Source organism: Bacillus sp. EAC, assembly GCF_002156875.1.
Lineage (GTDB): Bacteria > Bacillota > Bacilli > Bacillales > Bacillaceae_G > Gottfriedia.
Genome location: NZ_NCSY01000001.1, coordinates 642,440 through 659,578 on the forward strand (window position 1 = coordinate 642,440; position 17,139 = coordinate 659,578).

At 33.9% G+C, this 17,139-nt stretch carries 18 protein-coding genes; all 18 read right to left on the minus strand.

Annotated elements, in window-relative coordinates:
• Window positions 1-7: 7 nt before the first annotated feature.
• Complete coding sequence (gene sucD / locus B7R65_RS02900) at window positions 8-922, minus strand: succinate--CoA ligase subunit alpha (RefSeq protein WP_088041238.1); 915 nt, start codon at window positions 920-922, stop codon at window positions 8-10.
• A 24-nt stretch (window positions 923-946) separates the two neighbouring features.
• The gene (gene sucC / locus B7R65_RS02905; protein ID WP_088041239.1) at window positions 947-2,107 is read right to left on the minus strand and encodes an ADP-forming succinate--CoA ligase subunit beta; all 1,161 of its coding nucleotides are present in this window, start codon (window positions 2,105-2,107) and stop codon (window positions 947-949) included.
• Between the two features lie 170 nt (window positions 2,108-2,277).
• Window positions 2,278-2,556, minus strand: coding sequence for an EscU/YscU/HrcU family type III secretion system export apparatus switch protein (locus B7R65_RS02910; RefSeq protein ID WP_088041240.1), 279 nt, complete (start codon window positions 2,554-2,556; stop codon window positions 2,278-2,280).
• Window positions 2,553-4,430, minus strand: coding sequence for a hypothetical protein (locus tag B7R65_RS02915; protein ID WP_088041241.1), 1,878 nt, complete (start codon window positions 4,428-4,430; stop codon window positions 2,553-2,555). Before B7R65_RS02915 ends, B7R65_RS02910 begins: the two co-directional genes overlap by 4 nt.
• A 14-nt stretch (window positions 4,431-4,444) precedes the next feature.
• A complete protein-coding gene (locus tag B7R65_RS02920) occupies window positions 4,445-5,206 on the minus strand; it encodes a ribonuclease HII (RefSeq protein WP_088041242.1) in 762 nt (253 codons plus the stop codon).
• A 73-nt stretch (window positions 5,207-5,279) separates the two neighbouring features.
• Window positions 5,280-6,179, minus strand: coding sequence for a ribosome biogenesis GTPase YlqF (gene ylqF / locus B7R65_RS02925; protein WP_088041243.1), 900 nt, complete (start codon window positions 6,177-6,179; stop codon window positions 5,280-5,282).
• 45 nt (window positions 6,180-6,224) lie between these two features.
• The gene (gene lepB / locus B7R65_RS02930) at window positions 6,225-6,779 is read right to left on the minus strand and encodes a signal peptidase I (RefSeq protein ID WP_373419540.1); all 555 of its coding nucleotides are present in this window, start codon (window positions 6,777-6,779) and stop codon (window positions 6,225-6,227) included.
• Window positions 6,780-6,934: 155 nt separating this feature from the next.
• Window positions 6,935-7,279: a 50S ribosomal protein L19 gene (gene rplS, locus B7R65_RS02935; RefSeq protein WP_088041245.1), complete on the minus strand. Its 345-nt coding sequence runs from the start codon at window positions 7,277-7,279 to the stop codon at window positions 6,935-6,937.
• A gap of 128 nt (window positions 7,280-7,407) precedes the next feature.
• On the minus strand, window positions 7,408-8,154 hold the full coding sequence (trmD, locus tag B7R65_RS02940; RefSeq protein WP_088041295.1) for a tRNA (guanosine(37)-N1)-methyltransferase TrmD: 747 nt from the start codon (window positions 8,152-8,154) through the stop codon (window positions 7,408-7,410).
• Entirely contained in the window at window positions 8,154-8,669 is a 516-nt protein-coding gene (gene rimM / locus B7R65_RS02945; RefSeq protein WP_088041246.1) for a ribosome maturation factor RimM, read from the minus strand. Before rimM ends, trmD begins: the two co-directional genes overlap by 1 nt.
• Before the next feature lie 117 nt (window positions 8,670-8,786).
• The gene (locus tag B7R65_RS02950) at window positions 8,787-9,014 is read right to left on the minus strand and encodes a KH domain-containing protein (protein ID WP_088041296.1); all 228 of its coding nucleotides are present in this window, start codon (window positions 9,012-9,014) and stop codon (window positions 8,787-8,789) included.
• A gap of 14 nt (window positions 9,015-9,028) precedes the next feature.
• A complete protein-coding gene (gene rpsP / locus B7R65_RS02955) occupies window positions 9,029-9,301 on the minus strand; it encodes a 30S ribosomal protein S16 (protein ID WP_025569022.1) in 273 nt (90 codons plus the stop codon).
• A gap of 135 nt (window positions 9,302-9,436) precedes the next feature.
• On the minus strand, window positions 9,437-10,780 hold the full coding sequence (gene ffh / locus B7R65_RS02960; protein WP_088041247.1) for a signal recognition particle protein: 1,344 nt from the start codon (window positions 10,778-10,780) through the stop codon (window positions 9,437-9,439).
• 13 nt (window positions 10,781-10,793) lie between these two features.
• A complete protein-coding gene (locus B7R65_RS02965; RefSeq protein WP_088041297.1) occupies window positions 10,794-11,126 on the minus strand; it encodes a putative DNA-binding protein in 333 nt (110 codons plus the stop codon).
• Between the two features lie 228 nt (window positions 11,127-11,354).
• A complete protein-coding gene (gene ftsY / locus B7R65_RS02970) occupies window positions 11,355-12,347 on the minus strand; it encodes a signal recognition particle-docking protein FtsY (RefSeq protein ID WP_088041248.1) in 993 nt (330 codons plus the stop codon).
• Window positions 12,348-12,361: 14 nt separating this feature from the next.
• Window positions 12,362-15,934, minus strand: coding sequence for a chromosome segregation protein SMC (smc, locus tag B7R65_RS02975; protein WP_088041249.1), 3,573 nt, complete (start codon window positions 15,932-15,934; stop codon window positions 12,362-12,364).
• A 113-nt stretch (window positions 15,935-16,047) separates the two neighbouring features.
• Entirely contained in the window at window positions 16,048-16,791 is a 744-nt protein-coding gene (gene rnc, locus B7R65_RS02980) for a ribonuclease III (RefSeq protein WP_088041250.1), read from the minus strand.
• A gap of 93 nt (window positions 16,792-16,884) precedes the next feature.
• Window positions 16,885-17,118 (minus strand): acyl carrier protein, encoded by a 234-nt coding sequence (gene acpP, locus B7R65_RS02985; protein ID WP_088041251.1) that lies wholly within the window; start codon window positions 17,116-17,118, stop codon window positions 16,885-16,887.
• Window positions 17,119-17,139: the final 21 nt, after the last annotated feature.

The following is a 17,139-nucleotide window of genomic DNA, read 5'->3' on the forward strand; positions in this document are numbered from 1 at the left end:
GTTTTTCTTATACTAAAGCTTCGTGAGTCTTACATTGTTCATATAAGCCACGCTCTTTTAATGCACCAATTAATGTTTCTCCCATAACAGCTGGAGTAACAGCTACTTTAATTCCGCAGCTTTCCATTGTAGCCATTTTTTCTTTAGCAGTACCTTTTCCACCTGCAATGATCGCACCAGCATGTCCCATACGTTTACCTTCAGGTGCAGTTTGTCCACCGATGAATCCAACTACTGGTTTTGTCATGTTCGCTTGAACCCACTCAGCAGCTTCTTCTTCAGCAGTTCCACCGATTTCACCAATCATGATAACTGCGTATGTTTCTGGATCTTCATTAAATGCTTTTAAAACATCGATGAAGTTAGTTCCATTAACTGGGTCTCCACCAATACCTACAGCTGTAGATTGGCCGATACCAGCTTGTGTTAATTGATGAACAGCTTCATACGTTAATGTACCAGAACGTGATACGATTCCAACATGACCTTTTTTATGAATATAACCAGGCATGATACCAATTTTACATTCATCAGGCGTAATAACACCAGGACAGTTTGGTCCAACTAATCTTGTCTTTTTGCCTTCCATGTACTTTTTAACATTTACCATATCAAGTACTGGAATACCTTCAGTAATACAAATTGCGATATCTAATTCTGCATCAACAGCTTCCATAATTGCGTCTGCTGCAAATGCTGGTGGTACGTAGATTACAGATGCATTTGCACCAGTTGCATCTACTGCATCTTTAACTGTATTGAATACAGGTACACCTGCGATATCAGTTCCACCTTTACCAGGAGTTACACCGCCAACAATTTTAGTACCATACTCTAACATTTGAGTTGTATGGAATAAACCTTGTGAACCAGTAATACCTTGTACAATGACTTTTGTATCTTTATTAATAAATACGCTCATTTTTATCCTCCCTTTCCTTTTAGCTTAACCTACAAGTGCAACGATTTTTTGTGCGCCGTCTGCCATAGAATCTGCAGTAACAATGTTTAAGCCAGATTCATTAAGAATCTTTTTACCTAGATCTACGTTAGTACCTTCTAAACGTACAACTAATGGTAAGTGTAAGCCAACTTGTTTAGTAGCTTCTAGAACACCTTGCGCGATTACGTCACACTTCATGATGCCACCGAAAATGTTAACAAAAATACCTTTAACATTTTGGTCAGAAAGGATGATTTTAAACGCTTCTGTTACTTTTTCAGCAGTAGCACCGCCACCAACATCCAAGAAGTTAGCCGGGTCTCCACTGTAGTGTTTAATGATGTCCATCGTTGCCATAGCAAGTCCAGCACCATTTACCATACATCCAATATTTCCATATAAAGAAATATAGTTTAAGTCATATTTAGAAGCTTCTACTTCTTTTGGATCTTCTTCCTCTAAATCACGGTAAGCTAAAATATCAGCATGACGGTATAAAGCATTTGAATCAAAGTTTAACTTTGCATCTAATGCCATAACTTCGCCATCACCAGTTACAACTAGTGGATTAATTTCAGCGATTGAACAATCTTTTTCAACAAACGCTTTGTATAAGCCCATCATGAACTTAACAGCTTTGTTAACTAAGTTACTAGGGATATTGATATTAAACGCAATACGACGTGCTTGGAAGCCTTGTAGACCTACTGCTGGATCAATATACTCTTTAAAGATTTTTTCAGGTGTTTTTTCAGCAACTTCTTCAATTTCAGTTCCACCTTCTTCAGAAGCCATTAATACAACTTGTGAAGTAGCGCGGTCTAAAACTAAACCAACATAATATTCTTTTTTAATATCGCAGCCTTCTTCGATAAGTAAGCGCTTAACTTCCTTACCTTCTGGACCAGTTTGATGAGTAACTAATACTTTGCCTAGTATTTCACTAGCATATGTATTTACTTCATCTAAATTTTTTGCTACTTTTACGCCACCCGCTTTACCGCGGCCACCAGCGTGAATTTGAGCTTTTACTACACATACAGCAGTACCTAATTCCTTTGCAGCTTCAACAGCTTCTTCAACTGTGAAAGCAACTTTTCCATTTGGTACATTTACGCCATAGCTTCGTAGGATTTCTTTCCCTTGATACTCATGGATATTCATGATCCATCCTCCCCTTTTAGAACAAGACAAATTAAAACACATCCCTATTGTATCTCTTACAGAATATACTGTAAATACTTTAGTAGAAAACAAAATAATATTATGCGAATTTATAAAAGAAAACCCTTTCATCTACATTTCATGAAAGAGTTTATCATATTGAAATATTATTATTTTTTCAATTGTTTGTCTGCTCGATAAATAAAAGCGAATAATTCTGCGACAACACCATATAAATCTTCTGGTATCGATTGATTTATATCTAGTTTACTTAACACCTCAATCAATGATGGGTCTTCTTGAATTGGGACTCCAAATTCTTTCGCTTTTGAAACGATTTCATCAGCAATTAACCCCTTACCTTTTGCAACAATTTTTGGAGCTGCATCTGACTCCAAATCATATTTTAATGCAATCGCATCTTTTCTTTTCACTTGGTTATTTTTCATACAAATAAATCGACCCCTGTATATTCACGACTTGATAATAAACTATTATTAAACTTCATTTCACTTACTTTCTTTTCCTGCTCATTATTAAATGGTAAACATTTTAAAGTGGATAAATGAAAATCGTGTTTTGCAAGGCTTTCTTTAATAACTGGTAGCGTAGTTGATATGATCGTATTTAACTGTTCTTCATTATTAAAAATTGTCACATTTACCACTCTATTTTGTATTGATACATCAACCATCGTTTCTTTTAAAGTTTCTAGCTCCAGAAAAAAAAGAATATGACAATAGTTTGACTGAATTTGTTTTGAATCGGTTGAGCTTTCTTTTCCAGTCCATTGAATGGTTAAATCTGTTGACCAATTATTAAGGAAGATTGGAAAGGTCGTTGACAAATGGTATTCTGGACCATTTTGATGGACTGAAGTAATTTGCTGATTTGACACTTTTGTAATTAATTGTTCAATCGATTGTTTAAAACTATCGGGTATATTGCTATTCAATGCTTTAAGGGCAATTTCTTTCAAAGTAGGAAATTGTTCACTTAATGCCGATTTATTTAAATTAGTTAAGTGACGTAATTTATTCTCAAAATCCATTCCCATTAAGTCATTATGTTTATTGATTTGTTTTGCAAATTGATCAGAGTTAATGTCTTGTCCGATGAATTCATGTTTATTTAAAAGTTGGAATAAATCATTTGCTGAATCATCTACTGTCGAATTCACTCCATTTAATAGCTGGTTTTGTAGGAATAGCTTCGTCATTTCATTTAAATGATCATTTTCATTTATTGAAGACAATATATTTGTTAAAAGATTAGTTTTAAAATCGCCAGTATTCGAATGATTGGTTATAAAATTTGAAATCTTTACAGTTATTTCTTTTAAGATGTTTTGATTTAATGAAAGTAAATTATTTGCATGATTATTGTTTGTGTCAATTAAACTATCATCTAATTGACTAAATACATGGTTTGCAAGATTCATAGGTATTCGTGACAATTCAGTTTTCACCGAATTAAATTCTGGAAGTTCACTAAATTCATTTAATACCGTCTTAGCAATTGTAGGAGAGTTTCCCGTTAATTTAAACAAATTATTGAATACACTTTCCTTGAATATTGCCGAATTCTCACTATTTTTTACTGCAAATTGATTATTCCATTGAGTGAGAACTTCTGGTTCATCATTTGAAATTAAGATCTGATTTGCAAGATTACTTTGCTCACTTCTAAAATTTGTAATACGATTATTATTTTGTATCAATTTGATCATGGATTGTAATTGTTTGATCGACATATTAGATTGTAGTTCATCAGGTATTTCAGTTAGATTTGATAGTAGATTTGATAGTTCATTCTGTGATCCTTCAACCAATGTTTGTAATAGTTTTTCAGTTATAGGAAAATTCTTTTTGATTAAGAAAGAAATCGAGTCTAATACCAACTGCTTATTTGGCGATTTCATCAATTGATTGATTGCCTCTAGGACTTCCCCTTTATTAATAGGGCGTTCACTTTGAAGGAATAATTTAATAACCGAATCAGATTCTTTCGAAAATGGAATATCTAATTCCTTTAATATTTGCATCGAATTTTTTTGATCATTTTGTTTAATCTCTGAAATGACTTTTAATTCTGCTTTTCCATCCTTAAATTCTTTTACTTCAAAGTAAAATTTCCCTTTTGTAAGTGCTTCTTCTACTACTGTAGCAGTTATTATTTTCCCATTAATAATGATTCTAGCAGTACCGTCTTCAGCAAGTTCATTTACTTTCCCAACAACGATTTGCCCAACTTTTAATTCGTTATTCGGTAGAAAATATTTTGCATTTGTAGCGAGTACTGTTGAAATACCTGCATTTTGCATAATTTATCAATCCTTTATTTTCCCTTTATAGGTGCAAATGATTTACGATGCTCGTGGATAATACCATTTACTTCAATCGCTTCAAGATGTTCTTTTGTCCCATAGCCCATATGCTTTTCAAACCCATACTGTGGATATTGTTTTCCTAGCTCAGTCATTAACGAGTCTCTAGTTTCTTTTGCTAATACCGATGCTGCAGCGATACTGATACTCGTTGCATCACCTTTAATGATCGAAGTTTGAGAAATATTTAACGGCAACTTCATCGCATCAATTAATAAATGCTCTGGCGATTGGTTTAACTGTTCAATTGCTCGCTGCATTGCTAATTTAGTCGCCTCATAAATATTGATATTGTCAATTTCAGTAGAACTGGCAATTCCAACACCATATGAAATTGCCTCGCGCTTTATGCGTTCAACGAAATACTGCCTTTTTTCTTTTGATAATTTTTTCGAATCATCTAACCCTATCAAAGTATTATTCTCATCTAATATAACTGCTGCTGCTACTACAGGACCTGCTAAAGGGCCTCTGCCAACTTCATCTACACCTGCTATTAGTTTAATATTTTTTTTGTACAGATTAGTTTCGTACTCCATCATCGTTTGAAATTTAAGATGAGCTAATTCAATTTTCTCTTGATCTCTAAACCATTTTGCTATTAATTTCTGAACGCCTACTCTTTGATCATTTTGCAATTCATTTAAAATCTCACTTTTTTTATCGGTTAGTCCATTTAGTAGTATTTTTATTTCTTCAATTGTTTGTGTCATAGGTTGAAACTCCTTATAAACATTTTATCGGTTAAAATTGTTCAAATTACATTAAAAAAGAAGAAAGTACGCTCTAGTCACGCGCACTTTCTTCTATTAATTCTTCCTTCACTTCATGCATAGCTGGATTTTCAAAAGATAATCTCCCTAATTTACCTGCTCTTAATTCACGTAAGAACAAATCAGACGTTTTATCATAATCAATTATTCCACCAGACATTAGAAGTCCACGTTTTTTTCCAATATGATCAAATATTGGTACGACATCATCTGAAAATAAAATCTCATCTGCCATATCGTATCTTTCTTTTAAAACTTTTGGATAGTACTCACTTAAGTACTTAATTGCATAGACCATTACTTCTTGTAAATTAATGATACTATCTTTTATCGCACCAGTAGTAGCTAATCTGAGTCCAACTAGTTGATCTTCGAATTTAGGCCATAAAATACCTGGTGTATCAAGTAATTCGATTTCTTTCCCGACTTTAATCCACTGCTGTGCTTGAGTCACACCTGGTCGATCACCTGTTTTAGCAATGTTTTTACGAGCAAGTTTATTAATTAATGTTGATTTACCCACATTTGGAATTCCAACAATTAATGCCCTTATTGCTCTTGGTTTAATACCTTTTGCTATCATCTTATCGAATTTTTCTTTTACTAATAATTGACATGAAGTAATAATTGCTTTTAATCCTTGTCCAGATTGAGCATCTATAGCAATTGCCATTACACCTTGTTTCTCATAATGTGCTAGCCATTGTTGAGTAATTCTAGGATCAGCTAAATCTGCTTTATTTAATAAAAGTAATCTCGGCTTATTTGAAATAATTTCATCGATCATTGGATTTCTTGAAGCAGCCGGTACCCTTGCATCAGCTAATTCTATTACAACATCGATTACTGATAACTTTTCAGTAACTTGTCTTCTAGCTTTTGCCATATGGCCAGGAAACCATTGAATTGTCATGTTGCCACCTTCTTTTACAATATATAATTAACGAGATGCGTTTGGCTATTTCGCCATTTCGACCTCTGATAATGGCCAGAATACAAAACTTGCACGACCTAATATTTCTTTTTGACTAACCGTTCCGATAATGCGACTATCTTTACTTAATCTACGATTATCACCTAATACAAACACTTGGCCTTTAGGAACTGTTTTCTTACCTGTAATTTCTTCTAATTTAAAATCTTCAGTAAGTGGACCATCTGTAGTTTCTTTTTTATATTCATTTAAATACGGCTCTTTGTAAGGCTTACCGTTAACATAAAGTACATCGTTTCTATACTCTACTGTATCACCTGGAAGGCCGATTACTCGTTTAATATAATCTTTCTCTTTTGTTGCATGAAATACTACAATGTCAAATCGCTTAGGTTCATGTAGTTTATAGACAATTTTATTTACAATCATTCTACTTTGATCTTGTAGTGTTGGCATCATTGAAATACCATCTACTAGAACTGGTGTAAATAGGAATGTACGAATTCCTAATGCTAGTACTAGAGCAATAAAAATTGTTTTAATTAATTCCCAAATGCCTCCACCGTTGCTTTCCTTCAAGCTAATCCCTCCAATTATTACCATACCTTTATTAAGGTATTAATGCTCAGTAAATTTACAAATGCTTATGTATTCTATTTTACTTTTTATTATATCCATTATCTACAAAAATTGGAAAAAAAGGAGCTTGTTTAATACAAGCTCCTTTCAAAAGACTATCGAAGTTCTTTAATTCTTGCTTTTTTACCAGTAAGTGCACGTAGGTAGTAAAGTTTAGCACGACGTACTTTACCGCGACGAACAACGTCTAATTTAGCAATTTTTGGAGTGTGTAATGGGAACGCACGTTCAACACCAACACCGTAAGAAATTTTACGAACTGTGAAAGTTTCGCTAATTCCGCCACCACGACGTTTAATAACTACACCTTCGAATAATTGGATACGCTCACGAGTACCCTCAACAACTTTAACGTGAACTCGTACAGTATCACCAGGACGGAATGCTGGTAAGTCAGTTCTAAGTTGTTCTTTAGTAATTTCGTTAATTAAACTTTGCATAATTTATGCTCCCCTTTTCCAACCGATGCTCTTACAAGATTTATCACTCACAGCGGAACACCGAGAATAAAGGCTTAAGTATTACCTAAGCCACAAGTTATATTAACATATTCTATACTTGTATGCAACTAATTTTCAAGTTTCATTTCTTCTTTTACTTGCTGCATCCACTTTGCTTCTTTTTTATCTAATTGGTAGTCTTCTAGCAAGTCTGGTCTACGTTCAAGTGTCCGTTTAAATGATTGCTTTGTTCGCCATTCTTCAATATGTGCATGATTTCCAGATAATAACACATCTGGTACCTTATGACCTCTAAATTCAGCCGGTCTTGTATAGTGAGGATGCTCTAATAGCCCAGTACTAAACGAATCTTCTATTTTAGATGTTGTATTACCAAGTACTCCAGGAAGCAATCTGACAACACTATCAGCGATTACCATAGCCCCTAGTTCCCCACCAGTTAGTACATAATCTCCAATTGAGATTTCATCTGTTACAACATGCTGACGAATACGTTCATCATAGCCTTCATAATGGCCACAAATAAAAATTAAATGATCTTCGCTTGCAAGTTCCTCAGCTTTTTTCTGACTAAAGCGCTCACCTTGAGGGCATAGAAGTACGATTCTAGGCTTATTTTCGCTTTTGGATACTAAATCATCAACCGCATCAAAAATAGGCTGTGGAGCAAGTACCATTCCAGCGCCGCCACCATACGGATAATCATCTACATTTGAATGTTTGTTCGTGGAGTATTCCCTAAAATTAACACAACGGAATTGAACTGCCTCTTTTTCTTGAGCCTTCCTTAAGATTGAGGAATTTAACACTCCTTCAAACATTTCCGGGAAAAGTGTTAAGAAATCTACTTTCATCATAGAAGACCTTCCATTAGTTCTATTTTAACTAATTTATTTTCTACATCGACTTCTTTTACGATTTGCTCGATATAAGGAATTAAAGCATCTTTTTGGCCTTTTCGTTGAATAACCCAAACATCATTTGCACCAGGAGATAAAATTTCTTTGATTTTACCTATTTCTTCACCATCTACCGTTTCCACCATACAACCAACAATTTCATGGTAATAGAATTCATTTTTGCCTAAGTTATGCAATTGATCTTCCGTTATTTTTAAGATGCTATTTTTCAAAGGTTCAACTGCATTTAATGAGTCGAAATTTTCAAAAGTAAGTAAGTCAAAATTTTTATGTACACGATGACTAGTTACTTTTAGTGTAGATGGTGTTTCTTCATTTTGTTTAAATAAGTATAATGTATTGCCCTTTTTATATCGTTTTTCTGGAAAGTCAGTCCGTGAAATAACTCGTACTTCTCCACGAACTCCATGAGTATTAACTATTTTTCCGACATTAAAATATTTCGTCATGTTTTTACCTCTATAAAATTATTTACTATTCTTCATTTTTATTGTAGCCATTCGAAGAGTAGATATGTCTCGTTAATGTTGAAAACGGTCCTTAGCAAGAGCCAAGGACCGTCAGTATTACTGAATATCTAAGTGAATACGTTTAGCGTGTTCATTACTAGCTGCATATACAACCGTACGAATCGCCTTTGCAATTTTACCATGTTTGCCAATCACTCTACCAGCATCTTCAGGATTGACCTGTAAATGAAAGTATAGGTTGTTGTCATCTTCTTTTACTTGAAGTGAAATTTCCTCTGGATGGTCTACAAGACTTGAAACAATTGCGTTAATGAGTGTATTCATCTTTTTTTCCATCATTACTTGCCGTTGCGAGCGTTGTGGAATTTCTCTAAGATACCAGCTTTAGAGAATAAGTTACGAACTGTATCAGATGGTTTAGCACCTGTTCCTAACCATTTTAATGCTGCTTCTTCGTTAATTTTGATTTCAGCTGGTTGAGCAACTGGATTATAAGTTCCAATCTCTTCAATGAAACGTCCGTCACGAGGAGAACGAGCATCTGCTACTACTACACGATAAAAAGGAGATTTTTTAGCTCCCATACGTTTTAAACGAATTTTAACTGCCATTTTTAAAGCACCTCCGAAAATATTTACAACGATTTATATATTATCAAAAACAATAACTGTTTGTAAAGTAAAATTTCTTAACAGCATTATTTTTTTATTAAACAATGTTAAATGTTGGAATTTTATACTAAAAGATTAGAATAGGCCAGGAAACTTAAAGCCCTTTTTCTTCCCTTTTTGCATGCCACCCATCATTTTCATCATTTTTTTCATTTCTTCAAACTGTTTTAATAAACGGTTTATTTCTTGAACAGGACGTCCAGATCCTCTAGCTATACGTTTTCTACGACTAGAATTAATAATATCTGGTTGTATCTTTTCCTGTTTAGTCATTGATTGAATAATAGCCTCTACATGAGCGATTTGTTTATCGTCAATTTGCATATCATTCAGACCTTTAATTTTATTTGCCCCTGGCATCATTTTTAATATATCACCAAGTGGACCCATTTTTTTAACTTGTGAAAGTTGATCTAAGAAATCATCTAATGTAAATGAAGCTGATCTTAGTTTTTGTTCTAATTCTTTTGCTTTCTCTTGGTCAACGGATTCTTGTGCTTTTTCAATAAGAGTTAACACGTCACCCATTCCTAGAATACGCGATGCCATTCGTTCTGGATGGAAAGGCTCAAAAGCATCTAGTTTTTCACCAAGACCAACAAATTTAATCGGTGTATTTGTTACAGCACGAATTGATAAAGCAGCACCACCACGAGTGTCACCATCCAATTTCGTAAGTACAACCCCAGTTAAACCTAATTGATCATTAAAGCTCTGTGCCACATTGACTGCATCTTGTCCCGTCATTGCATCAACAACAAGGAAGATTTCTTCAGGTTTTGAAAGTTCTTTAATTTGTTCAAGTTCTTCCATCAATCCTTCGTCAATATGTAAACGACCAGCAGTATCAATTAAGACATAATCAAGATGTTCATCCTTAGCATGCTGAATTGCTTGTTTAGCAATTTCAACTGGACTAACCTGATCTCCCAATGAGAATACTGGCATATCCAATTGGCTACCTAACGTTTGGAGCTGTTTAATTGCCGCTGGGCGATAAATATCAGCTGCAACTAAAAGTGGTTTACGATTATACTTTTTACGAAGTAAATTTGCTAATTTTCCTGTAGTAGTAGTTTTACCCGCACCTTGTAGTCCAACCATCATAATAACAGTCGGTGGGCGATTTGAAACAGCGATTTTACTCTGTTCACCACCCATTAAGGCAGTAAGCTCTTCTTGAACTACTTTAACAACATGTTGACCAGGTGTTAAGCTTTGTAATACCTCTTGTCCAATAGCACGTTCAGAAACACGTTTCACAAAATCTTTAACAACTTTAAAGTTAACGTCAGCTTCAAGTAAAGCTAGGCGTACTTCTCTCATCATTTCCTTGACATCAGATTCCGTTACTTTACCTTTGCCTCGAACCTTTTGTAATGTCTTTTGAAGTCGGTCGGCTAATCCTTCAAATGCCATAAAACCGTCCTCCTTATTCTAATTTCTCTAACGCTTCGATTGCTCGAAGAAACTCGTCATCTACAACTTTACCCTTTTCAGCGTAAGTTTTCAAATGATTTAAGAGTTCATTTCGTTGTTGAAATTTTTTTAGAAGTAATAATTTTTCTTCATACTCTTCTAGCATTGCTTCCGTACGCTTTATATTATCATAAACCGCTTGTCTACTAATGCTAAACTCTTCCGCAATCTCACCTAAAGAATAGTCATCCAAATAGTACAATGACATATAGCTTTGTTGTTTAGGAGTTAACAGAGATTGATAAAAATCATATAGATAATTGATTCTCATCGTCTTATCTAACATTGTATGATTTGACAACATCAACACTCCCTTGTTAAGTGAATTGCCTTTACATATGCTAGTTTAACCAAAACTCAAACAACTGTCAAGTTATTTACTTGACGAATCGAAAAGTGGAAGGCGTTTGTTCAGCAACAAAAAAAATTAAGACGAAGATTAATGAAAGGTCGTTTTTACTTTCATTAATCTTCGTATCTTAAGTTCAACTTTCAAATACTTCTACTTATTTTCTTAGCCTTGTTTCTCAATTAAGTCCCCAAACAGTCCAAAAACAAATTGTTCGGCATTGAACGGTTGTAGGTCATCCATTTTTTCACCAAGACCTACGAATTTCACAGGTACTTTTAATTCGTTTCTAATAGCTAAAACGATTCCACCTTTAGCAGTACCGTCAAGTTTCGTAAGTACGATTCCAGAAACGTTGGTAGCGTCTGAAAATGTTTTTGCTTGAACTAAACCATTTTGACCAGTTGTTGCATCAATCACTAGTAATACTTCATGAGGAGCTCCTGGTACTTCTCTTGCAATAACATTTTTCACTTTTTCTAACTCTTTCATTAAATTTACTTTATTTTGCAAACGTCCCGCTGTATCACATAATAAAACATCTACTTTACGGGCTTTAGCAGCCTGTACCGCATCAAACATTACAGCTGCTGGATCAGAACCTGCGCCTTGTTTAATTGTATCAACACCTACACGTTCTCCCCAAACTTCAAGTTGTTCAATCGCTCCAGCTCTAAATGTATCTCCTGCTGCTAATAAAACTTTCTTCCCTTCTTGTTTTAGTTTATGTGCAATTTTACCGATAGAGGTTGTTTTACCTACTCCGTTTACACCAACAAAAAGGACAACTGTTAGTCCATCTGGATTCATCTTTAATTCGAAAGATTCATCGTCTAAATTTTCACCCTTATAAAGTTCAACTAATTTCTCTGAGATTACTTCTTGAACTTCTTTAGGGTCTTGAATATTTTTTCGTTTTACTTCTAGTTTAAGTTCCTCTACTAATTCCATTACAGTGTTTACACCAACATCTGCCATAATCAGGATTTCTTCAAGTTCTTCAAAAAAATCTTCGTCTACTTTTCGATATTTAGCAAATAATTCATTTAATCCTTCAGATAAATTATTCCTTGATTTTTCTAATCCACTTTTAAACTTTTGAGTAACGGTCTCCGTTTGTTTTGAGATCGTTTCTTTTAATTTTTTAAAAAAGCTCATAACATCCTACCTTTCTACTTTCCATTCGATAGCAATTCTTCGCCTTCATCTAATCGAACTGAGACTAATGTCGATACACCGTATTCTTGCATTGTTACACCGTACAATACATCGCACTCTTCCATAGTTCCCTTGCGGTGCGTAATAACAATAAATTGTGTGTGATCACTGAAGTACTTTAAGAATTTTGCAAATCGAGCAACATTCGCCTCATCTAACGCCGCTTCAACTTCATCTAAAACACAAAATGGAACTGGACGAACTTGTAATATAGCAAATAATAATGCAATCGCTGTAAGTGCTCTTTCTCCTCCAGATAACAGACCTAAATTTTGAAGTTTTTTACCAGGAGGCTGAGCTACAATGTCAACACCTGTTAATAACAAATTATCCACATCTGTAAGTACTAAATCGGCACGTCCTCCACCAAATAATTGAGCAAAGACAACTTGGAACTTTTCTCGAATCGCAGTGAAGCTTGTTTCAAATCGTTTTGTCATTTCTTCGTCCATTTCACTAATAACACTGTGAAGGGTAATTTTAGCTTCATTTAAGTCTGTACGTTGTTCTTGAAGAAAGTCATGACGTTCTGAAACACGCTCATATTCATCTATGGCACCAATGTTTACATTCCCTAACTCTTCAATCGAACGTTTTAATAATTTGACTCTCTTTCTTGCATCTTCAATCGGCATTTCCAATGTATATTTCATTTTTGCCGCTTCATACGTTGTCATATACGTTATATTTAACTGTTCTAAACGATTTTCAAGTTCAACATCTAATCGATTACTATTTACTTCTTGCTGTTTTAATAACTCAGATAATGATTTATATTGACGTTGCTTTTCACGTAAAGATTGGACATAGTCTTCTAATTCCGTCTGATACGATAAACGTTGTTCACGTCGTTTTGAAATGATTTCACTTGTTTTCGAGAATTCAATTCGAGTATCTGAAATTAATTTCTCAAGCTCTTCTTTACCATTTTCATTTGTCATTATTTCACTCGATAAGAAAACTATTTTATCTTTTGTATCATCAAGTAACTGCTTTTGTTTTGCAAAATTTTCTTCAAATTGTTGGATACGCTCAATACTATAATTTAATTTTTGTATTTCTTGAGCTAAAGAAATTTTTGAATTAGTTAATTTTGACTGTAACTCATCTTTTATTTCTTTTTGATTTTGTTTTCGTTCAGTTAACTCATTAATTTTCTGTTCTTTTAACAGAATAGCTTCTTTAACTTTCGTAGAAAGTGAAGTTAATTCAACTAAGCGATCTTTAACTCTAAGTAAGTCACTCGCTGAACTACCCATCTCTAAATCATAAATTGCAAGTGCATCATTAATATTTTTTTCTTCAAATTCAATACTTTTTAACTGTTCCATAATCGATACAAAAGATTGTTTATCTTTTTGGATCGTCTTATTTAGCAGTTCAATTTCATTTGTTATTGTTTGTTTTATTGATTTTAATGATTGAACATCTCGCTCTACCACAATCGTTTTTTCTTGCATATCTTTTAATTTAGCAGAGATTTCTTCTAATTCCCGTTGTCTTCCAATGAGTGATGAATTTGTCGTGCGAACCGCACCACCTGTCATCGCACCACCTGGATTGACTACATCACCTTCGAGCGTTACAAAACGGTATCGATGTCCTACGATCCTTGCAAGTTCATTTGCACCTTTTAAATCTTCAGCTATTAAAACCGTACCAAGTAAGTTTTGAATGACACTATCATACTCTTTCGAAAAATTAATTAGCGACGAAGCTACGCCAATAAACGAAGGATACTGCTTTAATTGGTGAATCACATTATCAGGAATTGAACGCGCTTTTACAATATTCATTGGTAAAAACGTTGCTCGACCTAATCGTTGTTGTTTTAAAAATTGAATTGCTTTTCTAGCATGTTCATCATTTTGAACAACAATTTGTTGCGTAGCTGCTCCTAACGCTATTTCAATTGCAGTTTCAAATTGTTTATCTGTTGAAATTAGCTGCGCAATTGCTCCTTTAATTCCTTCAAGTTTTGTTCCACTTGCTTTTAAGATTTCTTTAACACCTTGGTTAAATCCAGCGAAGTCCTCTTGAAGTTCTTCTAAAGTTTCTTTACGTGATTTAGTTTGTTGTATATATTGATATGCTTTATAAAGCAACTCTTCTTTTTCTTTTAACTCTTCAGACGTTTTCTCGTTCTTTTTCTCGTTAAGTATTAAACTTTCATTTAAATCTTTAAGTTTCAATTCAAATTCATTTTTATCATTCAGAAGCGACGTTTTTTTACCGTTCAACTGCTCTCTTTGACGGATATATTTTTCATTTTCACTATCTAATCGACTTGATTTAACCGAATATTGTTCTAATTGTTTTTCAAGCATCGTTTTCTCATTGTTAATTGAAGCTTGATTATTTAGTAATTCGATATAGTCGGATTTAATCATTTCGATTTGATCTTCAATATCCCCTTCATATGAAGAGATTTCATTTTCAAGTTGAGTAATTTCAGCATTGTACTGTTTGACATTTTGATTCGAAGTATTTTTATGAGCATTCTCAATTTCAACTAATTTTTGAATCTCACTTAATTGAACTGTAATATCATCAATTTGTTCTTTTAATTGATCAGATTGAGATGAAGTATTTTTTTTCCTTTCCTTCATCAGCTCCTTCTGACCTTCATATTTTTCTAAATTTTTAGTAACAGTCAATAATACTTGTTGCAGTTGATCAATCGATTCATCTAAAGCATTTAACTTCTCTTGTAATTCATGTTGCTTTGATTCCTCTTTTGATATCTCAGTTGATAAACCGATTTCTAAGTCGACATTTTGTTCAATTTCCTGTTTTAATTGCTCCCATTTTTGATGAAGTGACTCGATTTCAAATACTAATAGTGCCGCTTCAACTTTTTCAAGTTCATCTTTATGTTCTATGTATTCCTTAGCAATTGATGCTTGAATTTTTAATGGTTCAATTTGTGAACTTAATTCAAATAAAATATCGTCAACACGATTTAAATTCTCCTGCGTTTCATTCAATTTTGCTTCAGCTTTCTTTTTACGATTTTTATATTTTAACACTCCAGCTGCTTCTTCAAAAATACCTCTTCGTTCTTCAGGTTTACTACTTAGAATCTCTTCTACTTTACCTTGTGAAATGATTGAAAAGGCTTCCCTCCCAAGTCCGGAATCCATAAATAAATCAACAATATCTTTTAAACGGCATGATTGTTTATTTATATAAAAATCGCTATCCCCTGATCGATACACTCGACGCGTAACACTAACCTCACTATATTCGAGTGGTAACTGTTGATCTTCATTATCTAAGGTCAATGTTACCTCAGCGTAATTAAGTGGTTTTCTTCCATCACTACCTGCAAAAATGATATCCTCCATTTTTGCGCCTCGTAATGATTTAACGGACTGCTCTCCTAGTACCCATCTTATCGCATCCGTAATGTTACTTTTTCCACTACCGTTCGGTCCTACAACCGCTGTTACACCTTTTACAAAATCTATAGAAACTCGCTGAGCGAATGATTTAAATCCAATTATATCTAGTCGTTTGAGGAACAACTCAATTCCCCCTTTTTTGATTTAATTATATACACAAAAACTCCCCCATAAAAGGGGGAATTCGTCATTTTAGTCGTTATTTTGACAAGATTCTACTAGTTTCTTTAAAAAAACTATTCACTTGTCTCTTTTAGTTTAATTAACGCCTCTTTCGCTGCATGTTGTTCAGCTTCTTTTTTTGAACGTCCACTGCCAACACCAAGCGTTTCACCATTTAACAATACCTTCGAAACAAACTCTCGATTATGTGCAGGTCCTTTTTCTTGAAGGATTTTATATTCAATTGAACCTGTTGAATCTCTCTGTACATATTCCTGTAATTGACTTTTAAAATCCATCACATGCGAAAAAGCACCATCGTTAATTTTTGGAAATACATGAAGAGATAAGAAATTGATAACAATTTGAAGACCTTGATCTAAATACAAAGCACCAATAAACGCTTCAAAAACATCAGCTAGTAAAGCAGGTCGTGTTCGACCACCTGTCAATTCTTCACCACGTCCTAGTAAAATATAGCGACCGAAATCTAATTCATTTGCAAATTTCACTAGTGACGGCTCACAAACAATCGCAGCACGTAACTTTGTTAAGTCGCCTTCACTCATTGTTAAATATTTTTGAAATAAATATTGTGAAACAGTTAACTCTAAAACTGCATCACCTAAATATTCTAGTCTTTCATTATCTTCATATGGTTTTTTTCGATGCTCATTCACATAGGATGAATGTGTAAATGCCTGAATAAGCAAACTTTCATTAGTAAACATAATATCGATTTGCTTTTGAAACTTTATAAAATTTTCTTTTTCAGTCTCAGATAATTTAAATTCTCTAACTCTTCTTGAATGCGGCATATTTACCTCCACCTAAACCAATTGAATATGCTGCTAAAACTACTTATCAAGAAAATAATGAGAAGTCCCGTACAAAATACGGGACTTTTCTCATTACATGTTGCTCTCTATGTAGTTCACAACATCACCAACTGTGACGATTTTTTCAGCATCTTCGTCTGCAATTTCTAATTCAAACTCATCTTCTAATTGCATTACTAATTCAACAATATCTAATGAGTCCGCATCCAAATCTTCTTTAAAACGACTTGTGATTGCGATTTCAGATTCTTCTACACCTAAACGGTCAACAATAATCTTTGATACACGCTCTAATACGTCTTGCATTATTATTCACCTCCCCCCAAA

What these genes read in the sequence shown, in the direction of transcription:
- B7R65_RS02910 (WP_088041240.1), bottom strand. Translation starts at nt 2,556, where the DNA reads ATGAAAAATAACCAAGTGAAAAGAAAAGATGCGATTGCATTAAAATAT.
- rplS (WP_088041245.1), bottom strand. Translation starts at nt 7,279, where the DNA reads ATGCAAAGTTTAATTAACGAAATTACTAAAGAACAACTTAGAACTGAC.
- B7R65_RS02965 (WP_088041297.1), bottom strand. Translation starts at nt 11,126, where the DNA reads ATGTTAGATAAGACGATGAGAATCAATTATCTATATGATTTTTATCAA.
- sucC (WP_088041239.1), bottom strand. Translation starts at nt 2,107, where the DNA reads ATGAATATCCATGAGTATCAAGGGAAAGAAATCCTACGAAGCTATGGC.
- rimM (WP_088041246.1), bottom strand. Translation starts at nt 8,669, where the DNA reads ATGACGAAATATTTTAATGTCGGAAAAATAGTTAATACTCATGGAGTT.
- ylqF (WP_088041243.1), bottom strand. Translation starts at nt 6,179, where the DNA reads ATGACAATTCAATGGTTTCCTGGCCATATGGCAAAAGCTAGAAGACAA.
- B7R65_RS02950 (WP_088041296.1), bottom strand. Translation starts at nt 9,014, where the DNA reads ATGAATACACTCATTAACGCAATTGTTTCAAGTCTTGTAGACCATCCA.
- sucD (WP_088041238.1), bottom strand. Translation starts at nt 922, where the DNA reads ATGAGCGTATTTATTAATAAAGATACAAAAGTCATTGTACAAGGTATT.
- B7R65_RS02915 (WP_088041241.1), bottom strand. Translation starts at nt 4,430, where the DNA reads ATGCAAAATGCAGGTATTTCAACAGTACTCGCTACAAATGCAAAATAT.
- ftsY (WP_088041248.1), bottom strand. Translation starts at nt 12,347, where the DNA reads ATGAGCTTTTTTAAAAAATTAAAAGAAACGATCTCAAAACAAACGGAG.
- B7R65_RS02920 (WP_088041242.1), bottom strand. Translation starts at nt 5,206, where the DNA reads ATGACACAAACAATTGAAGAAATAAAAATACTACTAAATGGACTAACC.
- rnc (WP_088041250.1), bottom strand. Translation starts at nt 16,791, where the DNA reads ATGCCGCATTCAAGAAGAGTTAGAGAATTTAAATTATCTGAGACTGAA.
- acpP (WP_088041251.1), bottom strand. Translation starts at nt 17,118, where the DNA reads ATGCAAGACGTATTAGAGCGTGTATCAAAGATTATTGTTGACCGTTTA.
- ffh (WP_088041247.1), bottom strand. Translation starts at nt 10,780, where the DNA reads ATGGCATTTGAAGGATTAGCCGACCGACTTCAAAAGACATTACAAAAG.
- rpsP (WP_025569022.1), bottom strand. Translation starts at nt 9,301, where the DNA reads ATGGCAGTTAAAATTCGTTTAAAACGTATGGGAGCTAAAAAATCTCCT.
- trmD (WP_088041295.1), bottom strand. Translation starts at nt 8,154, where the DNA reads ATGAAAGTAGATTTCTTAACACTTTTCCCGGAAATGTTTGAAGGAGTG.